This is a genomic window from Microbacterium sp. (assembly GCF_043427715.1).
Classification (GTDB): Bacteria; Actinomycetota; Actinomycetes; order Actinomycetales; family Microbacteriaceae; genus Microbacterium.
The window spans coordinates 1-17,981 of sequence record NZ_JBHWTD010000053.1; the positions used below are offsets into that span (position 1 = coordinate 1).

Here is a 17,981-nt window from a genome sequence, read left to right on the forward strand (position 1 = left end):
AGGGGGCGCCGGAAAAGGTAGGCGGCCAGGAGGAAGACGGCGACCGAGCCGGCGAGGACCCACTGCAGACGTGAGCGGACGGCGGGGGAGACCCGGCGGACGATGGCGAGCGCCCCGGTGGCAGCGCCCGCGATGACCGCCATGCCGAGGACGATCGGCGACGCCGTGAAGATCGCCAGCAGGGCCGCGAGGGCGACCGAGTAGGCGGACAGTCCGGGCCGTACGGAACGGGTGCGCCATTCGACGACGAAAGTGATCAAGGCGATAATCGTCACGACGCCGAGCACGGTGCGGGTGCCGAACAGGCCCTGGATGGGCCCGCCCTCGGCGAGGTTGCCCGCGATGCTGAGGAACGGGACCGGACCGTCGAGCAGGATGCCGCTGAGGATCTCGATCGCCAGGGAGGCGGTCAGCCAGAACCGGAGGACGTCGCCCGTGGCGCGAACGGTCTGCAGGGTGTCGCGGAACTGGGCGACCACGACCGCGAGGAACGTCGGGCCGGCCAGCTGCAGCCACCCTTCGAAGGCGGCCGGCGCTGACCGCGACCAGAACACCGAGATCAGCAGCCACGCCAGCAGCGCCACGAGGGTGACGGGCATCACCTCGATCGCCCGTACCTCGCGGCGTCGAGCCACGAGCATGGCCGCGCCGATGAGGCACAGGCCGGTGATCACCGCCCCGTAGCCCGCATCGCCGGTGAGCTGTCTGATCGCGTGGGTCCCGAACAGGGCGCCGATCGCCGTCGTGGCGAAAGCGGCGGCGAACGGGCTCGACCGGAGCAGGATGAGCGCGGTGCGCTCGGGTCCGCCCGATCGCCCCGCACCGTTCATGCGCTCGGAGCTGCTCATCGCCGGGGGCGGTTCATCGCTCGGCGGGCAGGTCGCCCTGTTCGCCGACGAGACGCTGCTCCGAAGGACCGCGGCCGAGGAGTGGCGCCTGTTTGATCTTGAAGGCGAACATCACCAGGAACATCCATCCCCAGCTCAGCAGCGGGGTCGACTCGGCGATGCCCTGCACGAGCAGGACCGCGCCGGTGAGCGTCGGCAGCAGGGTGACCGGCGAGTAGGGACGGTCGGCCACCAGATCCCATCGCGGTCGGTCGACGGCGAAGAACCACGAGCGCCACACGAACGCGAGGTACGCCCCGGCCAAGAGGACGACCCCCACCATCCCGAGCTGCAGGGCGACGTCGAGCCACATGTTGTGGGCTTGGATGACAGTCTCGCCGTGGTCGATGATCCAGCCGTCGAAGGCCGGTTCGGTCGGGATCCAGGGCGTCGAGAAGCCCCAGCCCACCACAGGATGCTCTTGCACGCGTTCCCACACCTGCATCCAGATCGACTCACGCCCCGTCAGGTCGCTCGACCGGCCCAGGGCGGTGAAGACGACGTCTCGTCCGAGCCAGACAGCCAGGGCGCCGCCGATGCCGACGGCGGCGTAGGCGATGTAATACCGGGTGCGCTCTCCCGCGCGGGTGGTGGTCCGCATGAGCAGGACGGTGGCGAGGACCACGAGCACCGCGATGGCGGCGACCGAGGCGGTGGCCGACCCCGCGCGCACGAAGAGGAAGAGGGCGACGGCCGTCCAGCCGATCAGCGCCGTGCGTCGGGGCGCGCGGGACGCGATCCGGATGGCGAAGACGATGATGCCGAGGAGGGCGACGTAGGCGAGCGCGTTGGAGTTGCCGAAAACACCTTGGATGCGGCCGCCGTCGAAGAGGTTGTCCCGCGACCAGTAGACGATCGGGTCGTCGACCGGCCCGTCGGGGCGGACGAACTGCGGGAGGATCGGGCCACCCCACAGGAGCGACACCCACAGTTCGAAGGCGAGCGACAGGCCGAGGATCCACTTCAGCGCCGACGCGATCGCACGGACCAGTTCGCGCCAGGTGAGGACGGAGCCGACGAAGATCGCGTGGGCGGTCGTCACCAGGAGAAGGGCGAGGGTGGGCACGCTCGCGCCGATCCAGTGGGTCCAGAACAGCGAGAGGGTCGCCCACGCCACGTACCCGAGTGCGTACCAGGGCAGCCGTGGCCACTGCACGCGAGGGCGGATGACGGCCCAGATGGTCCCGGAGACGACCACGATGGCCAGGCCGAGCACGGTCGATCCGGTCTGCCCCAGCGCGACGATGGGGCCTGTGCCAGCGAGCGCCATGGCGAGCACGAAGATGCACCACCCGCGCAGCAGGAGGTGGCTCGTCTTCTCCCGCACGGGCGCCGCAGGGGGAGCGCTGACGGGGTGCTTGGTGTGTGCGGCCATCGTGAGAGCAGGCTATCGCGAGAGCCGCCTCACGAACCCGACCCGGCGGGGGCCGCGACACGCCGTCGATCGTGAAGAAGCTTCAATGTCTGCGTGAGGGTTTACGATTTGCGACTTGACCGGAGTGAATCACACGGGTGTAATTAAGGCCACGGCCGTTCGCGGCATGGTCTACAGGTGGGAGAGCAAGATGACGGGTTACCGTTCCGGCGTTCCCGAGAATTGGTTCGTCGATCCCGTCAACCTCGGTGTCCCGGGTGTGCGGCGTGCGGCGGCTGCCGAGGAGGACACCGCCCTCGCTTGGCAGGCTGATGCCCTGTGCGCACAGACCGACCCCGAGGCGTTCTTCCCGGAGAAGGGCGGATCGACGCGCGATGCGAAGCGCATCTGCACCTCGTGCGACGTGCGCGGGGAGTGCCTTGACTACGCACTGCAGAATGACGAGCGCTTCGGCATCTGGGGTGGTCTGAGCGAGCGCGAACGTCGCAAGCTCAAGCGTCGCGCGTCCTGACCGGATCGCGCCACCCCGACGACGCTCCCGCGTCGCGTCGAGAGCGCATTTAGGCTGACCTGGTCATGCCCGCCCGAGTTCACGCGTTCCTGGTCGTGCGCCCGTCCGGGCGCGGCCCCACCGACCTTCATCTGAGCCGCACGCTCCGCGCGCTCGCCGCTCAGACCCGCCTCGTCGACGTGCTCACCGTGGTCCTGTGCGGACCGGACGACCGGCTCAAGAACCTCGCGAGCGAATCCGGCGCCGAGGCCGTCATCGTCGCCCCGCGCGGCACGGGCTTCGCGGACGCGCTGCGACTTGCCACCCATCGCCTTGCGGGCGACGCGGTGTGGCTCCTCGCTCAGGACACGGCGCCTGCGCCCGACGCGCTGTCCCGGCTCACCGGGGCGCTCGAGACGGCTCCATCCGTCGCCATCGCGGCGCCGAAACTCGTGTCGTGGGAAGACCCCGCTCGGATCGTCTCCCTCGGTGTCACGATGACCCGGGGCGGACGGGCCGTCGGGATCGTCGATGGCGAACTCGACCAGGGGCAGCACGACGTCCGGGAGGACGTGCTCGGCTCGGATGTCCGCGGAGCGCTCGTGCGCACGCCGGTGTGGCTCGCGCTGAAAGGGCTCGACCCGGCGCTCGCGGGCGCAGACGAAGGACTCGACCTCGGCGTTCGCGCGCGGCTCGCCGGCGGTCGCGTCGCGCTCGCTCCCGGAGCGCTGGTGGCCGTCGCCGGCGACGGCGTCGCGGGCGCGCCCACCGGACGCTCGGCAACCGCGCGCGGACGACGGATCTACGCCGAGCGCACCGCTCAGCTCCACCGCCGGCTGGCTTACGCGCCGCCGCCCGCGGTCCTCCTGCACTGGCTCAGCTTCCTCCCGCTCGCGCTGCTGCGGTCGCTCGGACACCTGGTCGCCAAGCGTCCCGGGCGGATCGGCCCGGAGTGGGCGGCGGCCATCACCGCGATGGCGAGGATCCCCTCCGTCGCCCGCGCGCGGCGCACCATCCGCCGGGTGCGCCAGGCGTCCTGGCAGCAGTTGGCACCCCTCCGCATCGGGCGCCGCGAGATCCGGGAGCGGCTCGACGATGACGCGGGCCCGCCCGCAGGCTCCCGCGAGGAACTGCGGTTCTTCAGCGGCGGCGGGGCGTGGGTGGTCCTCGGGGCGCTCGCGACCTCGGTGATGGCCTTCGTCGCGCTGCTCTCCTGGCCGGTCCTCGGCGGTGGCGCCCTCGCTCCGCTCCGGTCCGGCGTGGTGGCGCTGTGGACGGATGCCGCGTACGGACCCCGCGCCCTCGGGTGGGACACGGTCGGGCCCGCCGACCCGTTCGCAGCGGTCGTCGCCCTCATCGGCTCCCTCTCTCCGGCCGAACCGTCGCGGGCGCTGGTCGTTCTGTGGGTGCTGGCGCTCCCGCTCGCGGCACTCGGCGGATGGTTCGCCGCGACGCGGGTGACGGACCGGTCGATCCTCCGGGCGCTGGCCGCCTTCGCATGGGCGACGGCGCCCACATTCCTCACCGGCCTCATCGACGGCCGCCCCGCGGCGGTCATCGCCCACCTGGCGCTGCCGTGGTTCCTGTACACGATGGCGGCGGCGCGACGCTCGTGGAGCAGCGCCGGCGTGGCATCCCTCCTGCTGGCAATCGTGGTGGCGTGTTCGCCGTCCGCGGCGGGACCGGTGCTCGTGCTCTGGGCCGTCGGGCTGGTGCTGACCGTCGTGATGCGCCGCGGGCAGGGCGCCGGGCGGGTCGCCTGGGCGATCGTCCCGACCGTCGCGATGTTCGCCCCGCTCGTCTGGCGACAGATCGAAGACGGGAATGCGCTCGGACTGCTGGCCGATCCCGGCCGCGCACTCTTCGCACCGGCGTTCGGCGAGAGCCTGTCGGATCGTCTGCTGATGATCGGCGGGTTCCCCAGTGCCGAGGCCGCGGGCTGGGCGGAGGTGCTCGCCTTCCTCGGCGCGGACGTCCTGCCGGCGTGGGCCGCGATCGTCTTCGTCGCGCCCCTCATCCTCCTGGCGGTGCTCGCTCCGCTCGTCGGCCGGATCGTGCCGGCGGCGCTCGGCCTCCTGACGGCGGTCCTCGGCATCGGAACGGCCGTGGCGGTGTCGGGCGTGGCCATCGCCGTCGGTGTGGCGGGCGCCGCTCCCATCTGGCCGGGCGTCGCATTGAGCCTCGCATGGGCCGGTCTCCTGACCGCCGCGATCTCGTGTCTCGACGGTTTCCGTCGATCGGATGCCGCGGCTCCGACCACCGTCTCCCTCATCGCCGCCGTCTCCCTCGCGTTCCTCGCCGTGGGGGCGGCGCCCGCGCTGACGGCGCCGGTGCGGGGGGAGGCCGCCCTCCGCGACGGCCCCGCGAGCACCCTTCCCGCCTACGTGAAGACGGCCGGGAGCGAAGGCGAGCGCGAAGGCCAGCAGACCGCGACGCTCGTACTCACCCCCGATGCGGACGCCGGGTTCGCGGCATCCGTCGTCTGGGGCGCGAGCGAGACACTGGGCGGTCAGACGACCCTGCAGTCGACCCGCGCCGAGCTGTCCGCCGGCGACCGCGAACTCGCCCGGGTGACCGCAGATCTGGTGAGCTCTCCCAGCGGCGCTGTCGTGGCCGAGCTCGCCGAGCACGGTGTCGCGTACGTGCTGCTGTCCGAGGAGGACGACGAGACCGACGCGGCTCGCGCGCTCCGGCTGAGCGTCGAGAACGTCCTCAACCAGCGAGACGATCTCGTCGCGGTGGGCGAGACCGCCCGAGGCGCGCTGTGGAGCGTCGCGGGTGAGGTCGTCGAGCGCACCGCAGATGAGACAGCGGGCCCGCTGACGGCGCGCATCGCCCTGCTCCAGGTGGGCGTCGTCGCGATCGCCCTCCTGCTCGCGGTGCCGACCCGCACGAGTCTGCGTGATGCGCGGAGGCACTCCCGGGTCATCGGCGTGAGGAGGGCGACATGAGAGCGCGGGAACGCGGTGCGCGGGCGGCGGTCAGAGCCCTCCTCAGCGCGGCCGCCGTCACCGGGGTCGTCCTGCTGATCACGACGCCGTGGCCCGGCGTGCAGCGGGAGGCGCTCTCGGTGACGGCTGAGCCCGAACCCTCCGCGTCTCGCGTCGCGTGCGGCGGGGCGACGCTCGTGCTCGGTCGCGATGAGGCCGATGCGTCCGCGCCGGCCGCGGCGGCGCCGCAGCGGGTGACCGTCGGCGTCACGCCGTCCGCGCCCGACGCCGCGGCGACGGAGATGTCTCCCGTGGATGTCCGCGAGGCGCCCGCCGCCGCCGCCTTCACCGCCGATCCGATCGAGCGCCGACGGACGGACCTCGCCGCGGCCGGTTCTTCGCGCGCCGACGATCCCGACATCGCCGGATTCGCCGCTGCCGCGTGCACCCCGCCGGCGATGGAGTCCTGGCTCGCGGCCGGGAGCGGGCTCACCGGCGCAGCCGACGTGGTGGTCATGGGGAACCCCGGCGACGTCGCCTCGCGGGTCGAGATCACCGTGTTCGGGGTGTCGGGACAGACGGCGCCCGCCGCGGGAGCGGACATCCTCGTCGCCCCCGGCACGCAGCGCGTCGTCCCCCTCGCCTCGCTCGCCCTCGGCGAGCAGAACCCGGTGGTGCTCGTCACGGCGACGCAGGCGCCGGTGCACGCCTCGCTCCAGTCGTCGATCACCCGCACGCTCGTCGCGGGCGGCATCGACCAGAGCGGTGCGACGGCGCTTCCCGCCACGAACCAGACGATCCCGTCCTTCCGGGCGACGGCGGGCGAAGAATCCGCTGCCGAGACGCTCGTCCGCGTGCTCGCGCCCTCGGATGACGCGACCGTGACCGTCGTGGTGAGCGCGGAGGGCACCGGCCGGGTCTACTCCGAAAGCGACCCGCTCGCCCTCACCGCCGGGGTCCCGCTCGAAGTCGACGTCCCCTCGCTGCCGCCGGGGGAGTACCGCGTCGACATCGTCGCGGACGCCCCGGTCGTGGCGGCGCTGTGGGCGGCCACCGGTGTCGACGCGGGTTCGGACTTCGCGTGGCATTCGTCGGCGGAGGAGATCTCCGTGCCGAGTCTGTTCGCCGTGGCGGCCGGGCCGTCACCCAGGCTCGCGATCGCGGCCCCCGCGGACGCCGACGCGACCGTGCGGGTCACCCAGGATGCGGGGGAGGGGAGCGAGACGGAGGTTGAGGTCCCCGCCGGCGCCACCGTCACCTTGTCGGTGGACGAGGGCGAGGTCTACAGGCTCGACCCCGGGTCCCACACCGTCCGCGCCAGCGTCACCTACGCTGACGACGACGCGCTCGCGGCGTACCCGATCGTCCCGGCGGATGCCGCGGCCGCGCCCGTCCAGGTGCGACCGCGCTGACCCGCGCCGCGGTGCTCAGCGCGGTGTCGTCAGAAACGGAAGCGCTCGGGTCCCAGGTCCCACGGATCGCGATCGAGGTACTCCGCCGCGGCGCGGAAGACGCAGCTTTCGATCATCATCCGACGGTGCAGGTCGTCGGGCCGGTGGAGGCGGGCGAGGCGCTCGATGGGCAGGCGGAACAGGACGATGCGCTTCTCATCCGGCAGCACAGCCCAGCGCGGGATCCCCTCCGCGTCGGCGGTCGGCGGCATCCACCCGACATCGAAGCGCACCTCGCGCAGTTCCGGCCAGGCGCTGCGGAGGAACTCCACGGCGGTGCCGACGGTGAGGTCGAACTTCTCGGCACGGGTCTCGATGGCGGGCAGCGGCGGGCGGACCACCGAGCTGCGATCGAGCCGACCGTGCCGGCCATGGCGGTCGGGACGGGCCACGCGGGTGCGCCGCCTCATGCCGTCGCCTCCGAGCCCATGACGCCATCCTACGGGGGAGGTGCGGGGCCGACCGGCGCGGCATCCGGATGCCGCGGGGGAGGCTCGATACCGTGGGACGGATGCGTGAACGACTGTGCTCCAAGGTGGGGTGTGCCCGCGAAGCGGTGACGACTTTGACGTACGACTACGGCGACCAGATGGCCGTGCTCGGGCCGCTCGGTGCGGGGAACGATCCGCATGCGCACGATCTGTGTGCCATCCACACGGGCCGCATGTCGGTGCCCAAGGGCTGGGTCGTCGTCCGCCACGAGACTCTCCGCGTCTGAGCTCTGCGTGGGAGGATGGGCCCGTGCCCACTCCTGTGAAGACCATCGACCACGTCGTCGCCGATCTGTCGCTCGCCGCAGCCGGCCGCCACCAGATCCGGCTCGCCGAGAACGAGATGCCGGGGCTCATGGCGCTCCGTGAGGAGTATGGGTCCGCGCAGCCGCTCGCCGGGGCGCGGATCGCGGGGTCGCTGCACATGACGGTGCAGACCGCCGTCCTCATCGAGACCCTCGTCGCCCTCGGCGCGCAGGTGCGATGGGCCAGCTGCAACATCTTCTCCACGCAGGACGAGGCTGCCGCCGCGGTCGTCGTCGGTCCGCACGGGAGCGTCGAGGAGCCTGCCGGCGTCCCCGTCTTCGCCTTCAAGGGGGAGACGCTCGAGCAGTACTGGGAGCTCGCCGCCCGCATCTTCGACTGGTCGGCCGAGGGGTTCGACGGCCCGAACCTCATCCTCGACGACGGCGGAGACGCCACCCTGCTCGTCCACAAGGGCGGCGAATTCGAGGCCGCGGGCGCCGTTCCCGAGGCGACGGACGCCGATTCGGCCGAGTACCGCATCGTGCTCGAGACCCTGCGTGCGAGTCTCGCCCGTGACCCGCAGCGCTTCACCCGCATCGCGGCGGGCCTGCTCGGCGTCACCGAGGAGACGACGACCGGTGTCCACCGCCTCTACGAGCTCCACGCCGCGGGGAAGCTCCTGTTCCCGGGAATCAACGTGAACGACTCCGTGACGAAGTCGAAGTTCGACAACAAGTACGGCATCCGCCACTCGCTGCCCGACGGCATCAACCGTGCGACCGACGTCCTGATGGGCGGCAAGGTCGCCTTCGTCGTCGGCTACGGAGACGTCGGCAAGGGAGCCGCGGAAGCGCTGCGCGGCCAGGGTGCGCGCGTCATCGTGAGCGAGGTCGATCCCATCTGCGCGCTTCAGGCGGCGATGGACGGGTACCAGGTGGCGCGGCTCGAGGATGTCGCCGACCAGGTGGACATCGTCATCACCGGCACCGGCAACACCCGTGTGGTCACGCTCGAGCACCTGCTCGCCCTCAAGCACCTCGCGATCGTCGGCAACGTCGGGCACTTCGACGACGAGATCGACATGGCCGCGCTGGAAGCGGTAGAGGGCGTCGAGAAGATCGAGATCAAGCCGCAGGTGCACGAGTACCGTCTGCCCAACGGCCGCAGCGTCCTCGTGCTGTCGGAGGGGCGGCTGCTGAACCTCGGAAACGCCACCGGGCACCCGTCCTTCGTGATGAGCGCCTCGTTCACGAACCAGGTCCTCGCTCAGCTCGAGCTGTTCACCAAGATCGACGAGTACCCGATCGGGGTGTACGTCCTGCCGAAGGAGCTCGACGAGAAGGTCGCCCGGCTGCACCTGCCCGCCCTGGGTGTGCAGCTCACCGAACTCACCGAAGAGCAGGCCGCGTACATCGGGGTGCCCGTCGAGGGCCCCTACAAGCTCGATCACTATCGATACTGAGCCCGCCGAGCGGCGTTTCCTTCTTTTGACTTTGTCAAAAAAAGGGGTAGGCTGTCTTCCATGACCACCGTGCTCCCCGATCCGTCCGCGCTGCTGCGCGATGCCGGGCTGCGCATCACGGATTCCCGCATCGCCGTGCTGTCCGCCCTGGCCGCCAGCCCGCATGCGAGCGCCGATGCCGTCTTCGCCGAGGTCGCCCCGGCGCTTCCGAAGGCGAGCCGGCAGTCGGTGTACAACGCGCTCGGCGACTTCGTCGACGCGGGGCTGGTCCGCCGGATCGAACCCGCCGGCCAGCCGATGCTCTTCGAGCTGCGCGTGGACGACAACCATCACCACCTCATCTGCACCGGCTGCGGAGCCGTGCAGGACGTCGACTGCGCGGTCGGTGCCGCGCCCTGCCTGCATCCCTCCGAGGATCACGGCTTCCAGATCTCCTCGGCCGAGGTCACCTACTGGGGGCTGTGCGGCACCTGCGCCGCGCCGGCCGCCGCCTGACTTCTCTCTCCACCCGAACCACCCCAACGGAAGGATCACCATGAGCGACCGTGACCCGCAGGCAGAGCCCATCGGTGCCGACGCCAGCGACGTCGACCAGGCCGTCACCCCGATCGACACCCCCGTCGACGAGCGTGCCGACGGCGAGAGCCGCCCTCGCCCGAACGACGCGGAAGGCTGCCCCGTCTTCCACGGTGCGCCCGGTGCCGAGCGCGAGAACCACGGCGGCCAGCCCCACCCGACCGTGGGCAACGCCAACCAGGTCTGGTGGCCCAATCAGCTGAACCTGCGCATCCTCAAGAAGAACCCCGCAGTCGGCAACCCGATCGGTGAGGACTTCGACTACAAGGCCGCCTTCGAGGCGCTCGACCTCGCGGCCGTCAAGGCCGACATCGCCGAGGTGCTCACGACCTCGCAGGACTGGTGGCCGGCCGACTTCGGCAACTACGGCCCGCTCATGATCCGCATGGCGTGGCACTCCGCCGGCACCTACCGCGCCACCGACGGCCGCGGCGGCGGTGGCACCGGCCAGCAGCGTTTCGCGCCGCTGAACAGCTGGCCCGACAACGTCAACCTCGACAAGGCCCGCCGTCTGCTGTGGCCGGTCAAGAAGAAGTACGGCCAGTCGCTCTCCTGGGGCGACCTGATGATCCTCGCGGGCAACGTCGCGCTGGAGACCATGGGCTTCTCGACCTTCGGCTTCGCCGGTGGCCGTCCCGACGTGTGGGAGCCGGACGACGACGTGTACTGGGGCCCGGAGACCACGTGGCTCGCCGACGAGCGCTACTCGGGTGACCGCGACCTGGAGAAGCCGCTCGCGGCTGTCCAGATGGGTCTCATCTACGTCAACCCCGAGGGCCCCAACGGTGAGCCCGACCCGCTGAAGTCGGCGCGCGACATCCGTGAGACGTTCGGCCGCATGGGCATGAACGACGAGGAGACCGTCGCCCTCATCGCCGGCGGCCACACCTTCGGCAAGACCCACGGCGCGGCTCCCGACACGAACCTCGAGGCGAACCCCGAGGCTGCCGGCCTGGAGATGCAGGGCCTCGGCTGGAAGAACAACAACGGCACCGGTGTGGGCGATGACACCATCACCTCGGGGCTCGAGGTCACCTGGACCTACCACCCCACCCGCTGGGACAACGAGTTCTTCCACATCCTCTACGCGTACGAGTGGGAGCTCATGAAGAGCCCCGGCGGCGGCCACCAGTGGCGCCCCATCAACGGCGGCGGCGCGGACATGGTCCCGCTGGCGCACTCCGACGGCAAGCGCGAGCCGCGCATGCTCACGAGCGACCTGGCGCTGCGCATCGACCCGGCCTACGACGCCATCTCGCGCCGCTTCAAGGATGACGCCGAGGCGTTCGGCGATGCGTTCGCACGCGCGTGGTTCAAGCTCACCCACCGCGACATGGGCCCGATCGCCCGCTACCTCGGCCCCGAGGTGCCGCAGGAGGAGCTCATCTGGCAGGACCCTGTGCCCGCCGTCGACCACGTGCTGATCGACGATGCGGATGCCGCCTCGCTCAAGGAGCAGATCCTCGCCACCGGCCTGACGGTCACCGAGCTCGTCACCACCACCTGGGCCGCAGCGTCCACCTTCCGTGGCAGCGACAAGCGCGGTGGCGTCAACGGCGCCCGCATCCGCCTCGCCCCGCAGAAGGACTGGGAGGTCAACAACCCCGCTCAGCTGCAGAAGGTGCTCGGTGCGCTCGAGGGCGTGCAGGCGTCCTTCAACGAGGGTCGCACCGATGGCAAGAAGGTGTCGCTGGCCGACCTCATCGTCCTCGCGGGCAACGCGGGTGTCGAGAAAGCCGCCCGTGACGCGGGCACCGAGGTCGTCGTGCCGTTCCACCCGGGCCGCACCGATGCCTCGCAGGAGCAGACCGACGTCGACTCGTTCGGCTACCTCGAGCCGGTCGCCGACGGCTTCCGCAACTACTACGGCCCGAACGCCGTGCTCCCTGCCGAGCACCACCTGATCGACAAGGCGAACCTGCTCACGCTGAGCGCGCCCGAGCTCACCGTCCTCATCGGCGGTCTGCGCGCGATCGGTGCCAACTGGGACAGCTCGCCGTTCGGCGTGTTCACCGACCGCCCCGGCCAGCTCACGAACGACGTGTTCGTGAAGCTGCTGGACCTCGGCGCGAGCTGGAGCGCGGTCGACCCCGGGTCGCACGCGTTCCGTGGTGTGGCTGCCGACGGCTCGGAAATCGGCATCGGCACCCGTGCGGACCTGCTGTTCAGCTCGAACTCGGAGCTGCGCGCGATCGCCGAGGTCTACGCCTCCGACGACGCCGCCGAGAAGTTCGTCGCGGACTTCGTGGCCGCGTGGACGAAGGTCACCGAGCTCGACCGGTTCGACCTGCACCGCTGATCGACGGAGAACGATCGCACGGCCCGTCTCCTTCGCGGAGGCGGGCCGTGCGTCGTCCTCCCCGACCCACCCGGGCGTCGGATACTGTGGAACCGACCCGAGGGCGGTGGCCCGACCACCGCCAGATCTGAAGGAACCATCGCCCGCATGACATCGCGCATCCTGGTTGTCGACGACGACACCGCTCTGGCCGAGATGATCGGCATCGTGCTGCGGACCGAGGGATTCGATGTGTCGTTCTGCGCCGATGGCGCGGTCGCGGCGGAGACCTGGCGAGACGAGCGGCCCGACCTGATCCTGCTCGACCTCATGCTCCCGGGTCTCGACGGCATCGAGGTGTGCACGCGGGTGCGTGCCGACTCCGGCATCCCGATCATCATGCTCACCGCCCGCACCGACACCGCCGATGTGGTGCGGGGGCTCGAATCGGGCGCAGACGACTACATCGTCAAGCCGTTCAACCCCAAGGAGCTCGTCGCCCGCATCCGCACGCGGCTGCGCCCGGCGGCCGCGCCCCCCGCGGAGACGCTCCGGATCGGGGACCTCTCGGTCGACGTGGCCGCTCACGAGGTGCGCCGCGGCGGGTCCGTGATCGCCCTGACACCGCTCGAGTTCGAACTCCTCGTCGCCCTCGCCTCGAAGCCGCAGCAGGTCTTCACCCGCGAAATGCTCCTCGAGCAGGTGTGGGGGTACCACTACAAGGCGGACACCCGCCTGGTGAACGTCCACGTGCAGCGGCTGCGCGCAAAGGTCGAGCGGGACCCGGACAACCCGCAGATCGTGACGACGGTGCGCGGCGTGGGGTATCGCGCCGGCGGCGCCGTGTGACCTCCGGGATCGGAGACCGCCGGTGTCGGTGACCACACGGACGGAGACCCAGACGGTCGTCCCGAAGTGGCGCGACTGGCGGTCATGGGGGCGCCGCATCACGCGCGCGTGGCGGCGGTCGCTGCGGTTCCGCACCCTCGTCATCACGGTGACGCTGACAGCGCTCACGATCCTCGTCGCGCTCGTGTGGATGTCCCTCGCGATCCAGAACGACCTGTACGAGTCGCGTGCCGCCCAGGTGCAGGATTCCGCGAAGCGGGCGACGCAGGCGGCGCAGACGACCTTCGATGCGGCCGTCATCGAAGGCGATGTCGCCGCTCTGCAGGTCCTCATGGACGAGGTCCGGCGGGAGATCCTCTCCCGGCAGGCGGGGACCCCCATGGTCGCCGTGTTCCGAATCGATGACGAGCCGTCCTCCATCGCGCCGCAGGGTTTCGAGGGGGGTGGCCTGACATCGTCGATGATCACGCCAGCCCTCCAGCGCAGCGTGCAGCTGACCGGTGACCGGCAGTGGTGGCAGTCGATCGCGCTTCCCGACGGTGCCGGCGGGGCGACGCCGGGCATCATCGTCGGCCAGCAGCTCCTCCTCCCCGAGGCGGGCGCGTACGAGCTGTACTTCGCCTACGACCTCGCCTCCGAGCAGCAGACCCTCCAGTTCGTGCAGGTGACGCTGTGGATCGTCGGCATCGCGCTCCTGGTCCTGATCGGCGGCATCTCCCTCTTCGTCCTCCGGTCGGTGACGGTTCCGATCGCGCAGGCCGCGGAGACCAGCGCGAAGCTCGCTTCGGGCGACCTCGGCGTGCGGCTGCCCGTCCGCGGCGAGGACGAGTTCGCGACGCTGGGCAGGTCGTTCAACGCGATGGCCGACAGCATCGAAAGCCAGATCAAGGAGCTCGCCGAGCTCTCCCTCGTGCAGCAGCGGTTCGTCTCGGACGTCTCGCACGAGCTCCGGACGCCGCTGACGACCATCCGGCTGGCGGCGGACATGATCAACGACCAGCGCGACGAGTTCGATCCGACGACCGCCCGGGCCGCAGAACTCCTGCACGCGCAGGTGCAGCGATTCGAACTGCTCCTGGGGGACCTGCTCGAGATCAGCCGCTACGACGCCGGATCGGTGCAGCTGGAACTCGAACCGACGAGCCTCGCCCACCTCGCCGAGGACGTCATCGAGTCGATGCGCCAGCTCGCCGAGCAGCACGGCACCGACGTGCGCCTGGTAGCGCCGGGCGGATACTCACCGGTGGACATGGACCCCCGCCGTGTACGCCGGATCGTCCGGAACCTCCTCGGCAACGCCATCGAGCACGGAGAGGGCCGGCCCATCGTGATCACCGTCGACAGCGACCAGAGGGCGGTCGCCCTCGGCGTCCGCGACTTCGGACTCGGGATGACCCCCGCCGACACGGAGAGGGTCTTCGACCGGTTCTGGCGGGCTGATCCATCCCGCCGCCGGACGATCGGCGGCACCGGTCTCGGCCTGTCGATCGCCCTCGGCGATGCGCGCCTGCACGGGGGCACCCTCGCCGTCTGGTCAGCGCCCGGTGGTGGCACGAACTTCGTCCTCACGCTGCCGCGACGTCAGGGGGACGTCCTCGGATCGGCATCCCCGATCGATGTCGAGCCACGCGACGGCGGCCCCACCATGGAGGACCTCGGCCTCACGCAGCCGATTCTCCTCCCCGAGCGGGAGGGGACCTCGTGAGCCGTCGCCCGATCCGCACCCTCGCGCTCGCGATCACCGTCGCGGCCGCGCTCACGGCGTGCGCGGGCCTGCCCGTCACCGGCCCCGTGAACGTCGGGCGCGCCATCGACGAAGTCGAACGCCTGCCCGATTTCGCCTATGTCCCCGACGGACCGGTGGCGGATGCCACGCCTCAGCAGATCGTCGAAGGTTTCATCGCCGCAGGGTCCGGCCCGAGACAGAACTGGGCGACCGCGCAGCAGTTCCTGACCGCCGACTTCCGAGAGGACTGGAAGCCGCAGGCGGGCGTCACCATCCACGCCCCCGGGGACCGGACGATCGACGTGGTCTCCGATCAGAAGATCCAGGTCAGCATCGACCCCGTCGCGACCGTGGACGCCGCCGGCGCCTATCGGCCCGGCGGGGACGGCCCCATCTCGCTCCGGTACGAGCTCGTGCAGGAGGAGGGGCAGTGGCGCATCGCGCTGGCGCCGGACGGGATCGTCCTGGACGCGAACCGCTTCAGCACGGTCTTCCGCAGCTACGAGCTCGCGTATTTCGACCCGACCTGGTCGTCCCTCGTCCCCGATGTCCGCTGGTTCCCCACGACGAACTCGGCGACGCGCATCGCCGCCGCCGTCGTGGCGGGGACGCCGAGCCCGTGGCTGGCGTCCTCGGTGCGGACCGCCTTCCCCGGCGACGTGACCTTGACGCAGCCTTCCGTGCCGGTGGATGCCGGTGTCGCCCAGGTCTCCCTCGACCCGAGCGCGCGGGAGCTCGCCCCGGAGACCCTCGCACGCATGCAGACGCAATTGGAGGCGAGTCTCGCCGCGGCCGGCGTGGTCGACGTGCAGATGCTGGTGGGCGACGAGGCCATCGACGCGCCCCCCGTGCAGGTCACCGAGCACCGGGTCGATGTGCGTCCGCTCGTTCTCAAGGACGATCGGTTCGGGTTCCTCTCGGGCGCCGAGGTCGATGAGACGGTCGCGCTCGGCGACGCGTGGCAGGGCGTCGCGGCGACGGCGATCGAGGTCGATGCGGAGCGGACGACCGCGGCACTGCAGGACGAGGCCGGCGCGATCTACCGGGCCGATGCCGAGGGGAACCTCGTGACGCTCGACACCCGTCCGGGGATGACGGCGCCGACGGTGGACGCCTTCGGCCACGTGTGGACGGTGCCGTCGGCGTCACCCACCGAGGTCGTCGCGTACGGTCCCGACGGCTCGGCGACAACGGTGCCGGGCGGATGGCTCGGCGCGACCGACGTGTCCGCGATGCGGATCTCCCGGGATGGCACTCGGATGGTCGCGCTCGTGCGGGACGGCGTGACGCCGGCGGTGTGGGTATCCGGTGTCGTCCGTGACGACGACGGCGTACCAATCGCCCTCCGAGACCCCTACCCGCTGGCGATGCTCGGCGGCGAGGGAATCGAGCTCACGTGGCTCGACGACGCGACGGTCGCCCTGCTGTGGAGCGACGGCGACCAACGGATGATGCGCGAGCAGCCGGTGGGCGGTGAGGGGAGCGAGGTGCGCGCGCCGGAGGGCGCGGCGCACATCGCCGGCGGCAACCAGTCCGGTTCGGTTCGATTGCTGACCGAAGACGGGGGACTGTTCGTCCAGCGCGGGTCGTGGCAGCTCCTCGCGACCGATGTCTCCGTCCTCGCGGTGCAGCAGGGCACCCCCGGCTGAGCCTTCTCCCCAGGCTCGCGCGCGGAGGAGCCTCTCCGCAATCCGACGGCGATGGCAGGTGTTCCCGATCCGGCCCGCTCACGCTGAGGTCATGCCCGCCTCGACCCCCGACCTCTCCGGTGCGTTCGCCGAAGCCCTCGGACTCATCTTCCCGACCTGGTGCGCGGGGTGCGATGAGGTCGACGTCCTCCTGTGCGACAGGTGCCTCGCCCTGGTGCAGGCCCATCCGCAGCGCCGCGCACTGCCCGGCGGACTGGAGGTGCACAGTGCGCTGGAGTTCGAAGGGGTCCCCGCGCGGGTCCTCCGCGCGCTCAAAGAAGACGGCCGCACCGGGCTCGCCCGGCCGCTCGGACAGGCTCTCGCCGCCACGTGGCCGTACCGCGACGCTCACGTCGTTCCCGTGCCCGGGTCCCGGGCGTCGATCCGGCGGCGCGGGTACGTGCCGACCGAACTGCTCGTACGTCGGGCAGGGCTCCGTAGCGCCCGGCTGCTCCGCTGCGTCCGCTCGACGCACGATCAGCGCGGGTTGGGCCGCGACGAGCGAACGGCGAACGTCGCGGGCTCGCTGATCGCGACGCCGGACGCGGCGGGAGCGGTCGTGGTGATCGTGGATGACGTCGTGACCACGGGAGCCACTCTGATCGAGGCCGCGCGGGCGCTTCGGGAGGGAGGTGCGCAGGTCCTCGGGGCGGTCACGGTCGCCGCCACCCGACGCCGGGGGAGGTGAACCGATATTCACGGCCGATAGGGGTGGCCTCGGAGGGTGTTCGCCACTACCGTGGGGGGACACAAGGCGAACCGAGGTCCGCCCTTGACCGGGTGGACCGGAACAAGGAGGTCACGATGGACATCAGTATCGTCGGCGTGGGAGTGAGCGTGAGCGATCGCTTCCGCTCGGTCGCCGAAGAGAAGTGTGCCCGCATCGAACACCTCGCCCCCCGGGCGCAGCGGATCGATATCAAGGTCACCCATCGCGCGTACCACAACGGTGCTCGGGAGGATGAGACGGTCGAGCTCACCCTCACCGGCAAGGGCCCGCTCGTGCGGGCCGAGGCGGTGGACGGTGACAAGTTCGCCGCACTCGATCTCGCCGTCACCAAGCTCGCCGAGCAGATCCGCCGCGCCAAGGACAAGCGTGTGGACGCCCGCAACCACCCGCGCGGCGCCAAGCTCGAGAAGGGCAGCGGCACCCTGACCGGCATCGACGTGCAGCCGGCGTCGGTCGACGCGATTCGCGCCGTCAGCACCGGCGAGGTCCCCGTCGTCGCGGGAGGGGAGGAAGAGGACGACTACACCCCGGTCGTCATCCGCACCAAGCGCTTCGAACCCGAATGGATGACCGTGGAGGAGGCCGTCGATCGGATGGAACTGGTCGGCCACGACTTCTTCCTGTTCATCGACTCCCGGAGTGACCAGCCGAGCGTCGTCTACCGGCGCAAGGGCTGGGACTACGGCGTCATCTCTCTCACCACGACGGCCGCACCCGAAGCGGAACTGGCCTCATGACCGTGCACTGAGTGTCCTCAGTGATGGAAAGGAGGGGGTGGATGCCACGTGGCATCCACCCCCTC

14 protein-coding genes and 1 pseudogene are annotated in these 17,981 nt (G+C 71.0%); 12 read left to right on the forward strand and 3 right to left on the reverse strand.

The window, feature by feature from the left end; translation table 11 throughout:
• Positions 1-848: pseudogene (locus tag ACHFGS_RS05575) on the reverse strand (hypothetical protein); the annotation flags it as partial.
• A gap of 13 nt (positions 849-861) precedes the next feature.
• On the reverse strand, positions 862-2,262 hold the full coding sequence (locus ACHFGS_RS05580) for an O-antigen ligase family protein (RefSeq protein ID WP_394279470.1): 1,401 nt from the start codon (positions 2,260-2,262) through the stop codon (positions 862-864).
• A 190-nt stretch (positions 2,263-2,452) separates the two neighbouring features.
• On the opposite strand from ACHFGS_RS05580, the gene ACHFGS_RS05585 reads away from it, so the two are divergent.
• From ACHFGS_RS05585 to ACHFGS_RS05595, 3 genes are all read left to right on the forward strand, one after another.
• Positions 2,453-2,773 (forward strand): WhiB family transcriptional regulator, encoded by a 321-nt coding sequence (locus tag ACHFGS_RS05585; protein ID WP_394279469.1) that lies wholly within the window; start codon positions 2,453-2,455, stop codon positions 2,771-2,773.
• 65 nt (positions 2,774-2,838) lie between these two features.
• Positions 2,839-5,703 (forward strand): glycosyltransferase family 2 protein, encoded by a 2,865-nt coding sequence (locus ACHFGS_RS05590; protein ID WP_394279468.1) that lies wholly within the window; start codon positions 2,839-2,841, stop codon positions 5,701-5,703.
• On the forward strand, positions 5,700-7,094 hold the full coding sequence (locus ACHFGS_RS05595; protein ID WP_394279467.1) for a DUF5719 family protein: 1,395 nt from the start codon (positions 5,700-5,702) through the stop codon (positions 7,092-7,094). Before ACHFGS_RS05590 ends, ACHFGS_RS05595 begins: the two co-directional genes overlap by 4 nt.
• Before the next feature lie 29 nt (positions 7,095-7,123).
• Here the strand turns inward: ACHFGS_RS05595 and ACHFGS_RS05600 are convergent, their stop codons facing one another.
• Positions 7,124-7,543: a metallopeptidase family protein gene (locus ACHFGS_RS05600; protein ID WP_394279466.1), complete on the reverse strand. Its 420-nt coding sequence runs from the start codon at positions 7,541-7,543 to the stop codon at positions 7,124-7,126.
• A gap of 101 nt (positions 7,544-7,644) precedes the next feature.
• Between ACHFGS_RS05600 and ACHFGS_RS05605 the strand changes: the two genes are divergently transcribed.
• From ACHFGS_RS05605 to hpf, 9 genes are all read left to right on the forward strand, one after another.
• The gene (locus ACHFGS_RS05605) at positions 7,645-7,851 is read left to right on the forward strand and encodes a DUF3499 family protein (protein WP_283714259.1); all 207 of its coding nucleotides are present in this window, start codon (positions 7,645-7,647) and stop codon (positions 7,849-7,851) included.
• A 23-nt stretch (positions 7,852-7,874) separates the two neighbouring features.
• Complete coding sequence (gene ahcY, locus ACHFGS_RS05610; protein WP_394279465.1) at positions 7,875-9,332, forward strand: adenosylhomocysteinase; 1,458 nt, start codon at positions 7,875-7,877, stop codon at positions 9,330-9,332.
• Positions 9,333-9,392: 60 nt separating this feature from the next.
• On the forward strand, positions 9,393-9,827 hold the full coding sequence (locus tag ACHFGS_RS05615; RefSeq protein ID WP_394279464.1) for a Fur family transcriptional regulator: 435 nt from the start codon (positions 9,393-9,395) through the stop codon (positions 9,825-9,827).
• 40 nt (positions 9,828-9,867) lie between these two features.
• Entirely contained in the window at positions 9,868-12,207 is a 2,340-nt protein-coding gene (gene katG, locus ACHFGS_RS05620; RefSeq protein ID WP_394289263.1) for a catalase/peroxidase HPI, read from the forward strand.
• 147 nt (positions 12,208-12,354) lie between these two features.
• Positions 12,355-13,035 (forward strand): MtrAB system response regulator MtrA, encoded by a 681-nt coding sequence (mtrA, locus tag ACHFGS_RS05625; RefSeq protein WP_394278191.1) that lies wholly within the window; start codon positions 12,355-12,357, stop codon positions 13,033-13,035.
• A 28-nt stretch (positions 13,036-13,063) separates the two neighbouring features.
• Positions 13,064-14,740 (forward strand): MtrAB system histidine kinase MtrB, encoded by a 1,677-nt coding sequence (gene mtrB / locus ACHFGS_RS05630; protein WP_394278192.1) that lies wholly within the window; start codon positions 13,064-13,066, stop codon positions 14,738-14,740.
• Positions 14,737-16,410, forward strand: a complete 1,674-nt coding sequence (locus ACHFGS_RS05635) for an LpqB family beta-propeller domain-containing protein (protein ID WP_394278193.1) — start codon at positions 14,737-14,739, stop codon at positions 16,408-16,410. The genes mtrB and ACHFGS_RS05635 overlap by 4 nt, the downstream gene beginning before the upstream one ends.
• Positions 16,411-16,501: 91 nt before the next feature.
• On the forward strand, positions 16,502-17,137 hold the full coding sequence (locus ACHFGS_RS05640; protein WP_394278194.1) for a ComF family protein: 636 nt from the start codon (positions 16,502-16,504) through the stop codon (positions 17,135-17,137).
• 116 nt (positions 17,138-17,253) lie between these two features.
• A complete protein-coding gene (gene hpf, locus ACHFGS_RS05645; RefSeq protein ID WP_394289264.1) occupies positions 17,254-17,916 on the forward strand; it encodes a ribosome hibernation-promoting factor, HPF/YfiA family in 663 nt (220 codons plus the stop codon).
• The last annotated feature ends 65 nt before the right edge of the window (positions 17,917-17,981 follow it).

What these genes read in the sequence shown, in the direction of transcription:
- ACHFGS_RS05590 (WP_394279468.1), top strand. Translation starts at nt 2,839, where the DNA reads ATGCCCGCCCGAGTTCACGCGTTCCTGGTCGTGCGCCCGTCCGGGCGC.
- ACHFGS_RS05595 (WP_394279467.1), top strand. Translation starts at nt 5,700, where the DNA reads ATGAGAGCGCGGGAACGCGGTGCGCGGGCGGCGGTCAGAGCCCTCCTC.
- ACHFGS_RS05640 (WP_394278194.1), top strand. Translation starts at nt 16,502, where the DNA reads ATGCCCGCCTCGACCCCCGACCTCTCCGGTGCGTTCGCCGAAGCCCTC.
- ACHFGS_RS05600 (WP_394279466.1), bottom strand. Translation starts at nt 7,543, where the DNA reads ATGAGGCGGCGCACCCGCGTGGCCCGTCCCGACCGCCATGGCCGGCAC.
- ACHFGS_RS05585 (WP_394279469.1), top strand. Translation starts at nt 2,453, where the DNA reads ATGACGGGTTACCGTTCCGGCGTTCCCGAGAATTGGTTCGTCGATCCC.
- mtrA (WP_394278191.1), top strand. Translation starts at nt 12,355, where the DNA reads ATGACATCGCGCATCCTGGTTGTCGACGACGACACCGCTCTGGCCGAG.
- ACHFGS_RS05605 (WP_283714259.1), top strand. Translation starts at nt 7,645, where the DNA reads ATGCGTGAACGACTGTGCTCCAAGGTGGGGTGTGCCCGCGAAGCGGTG.
- ACHFGS_RS05580 (WP_394279470.1), bottom strand. Translation starts at nt 2,262, where the DNA reads ATGGCCGCACACACCAAGCACCCCGTCAGCGCTCCCCCTGCGGCGCCC.
- ACHFGS_RS05615 (WP_394279464.1), top strand. Translation starts at nt 9,393, where the DNA reads ATGACCACCGTGCTCCCCGATCCGTCCGCGCTGCTGCGCGATGCCGGG.
- hpf (WP_394289264.1), top strand. Translation starts at nt 17,254, where the DNA reads ATGGACATCAGTATCGTCGGCGTGGGAGTGAGCGTGAGCGATCGCTTC.
- katG (WP_394289263.1), top strand. Translation starts at nt 9,868, where the DNA reads ATGAGCGACCGTGACCCGCAGGCAGAGCCCATCGGTGCCGACGCCAGC.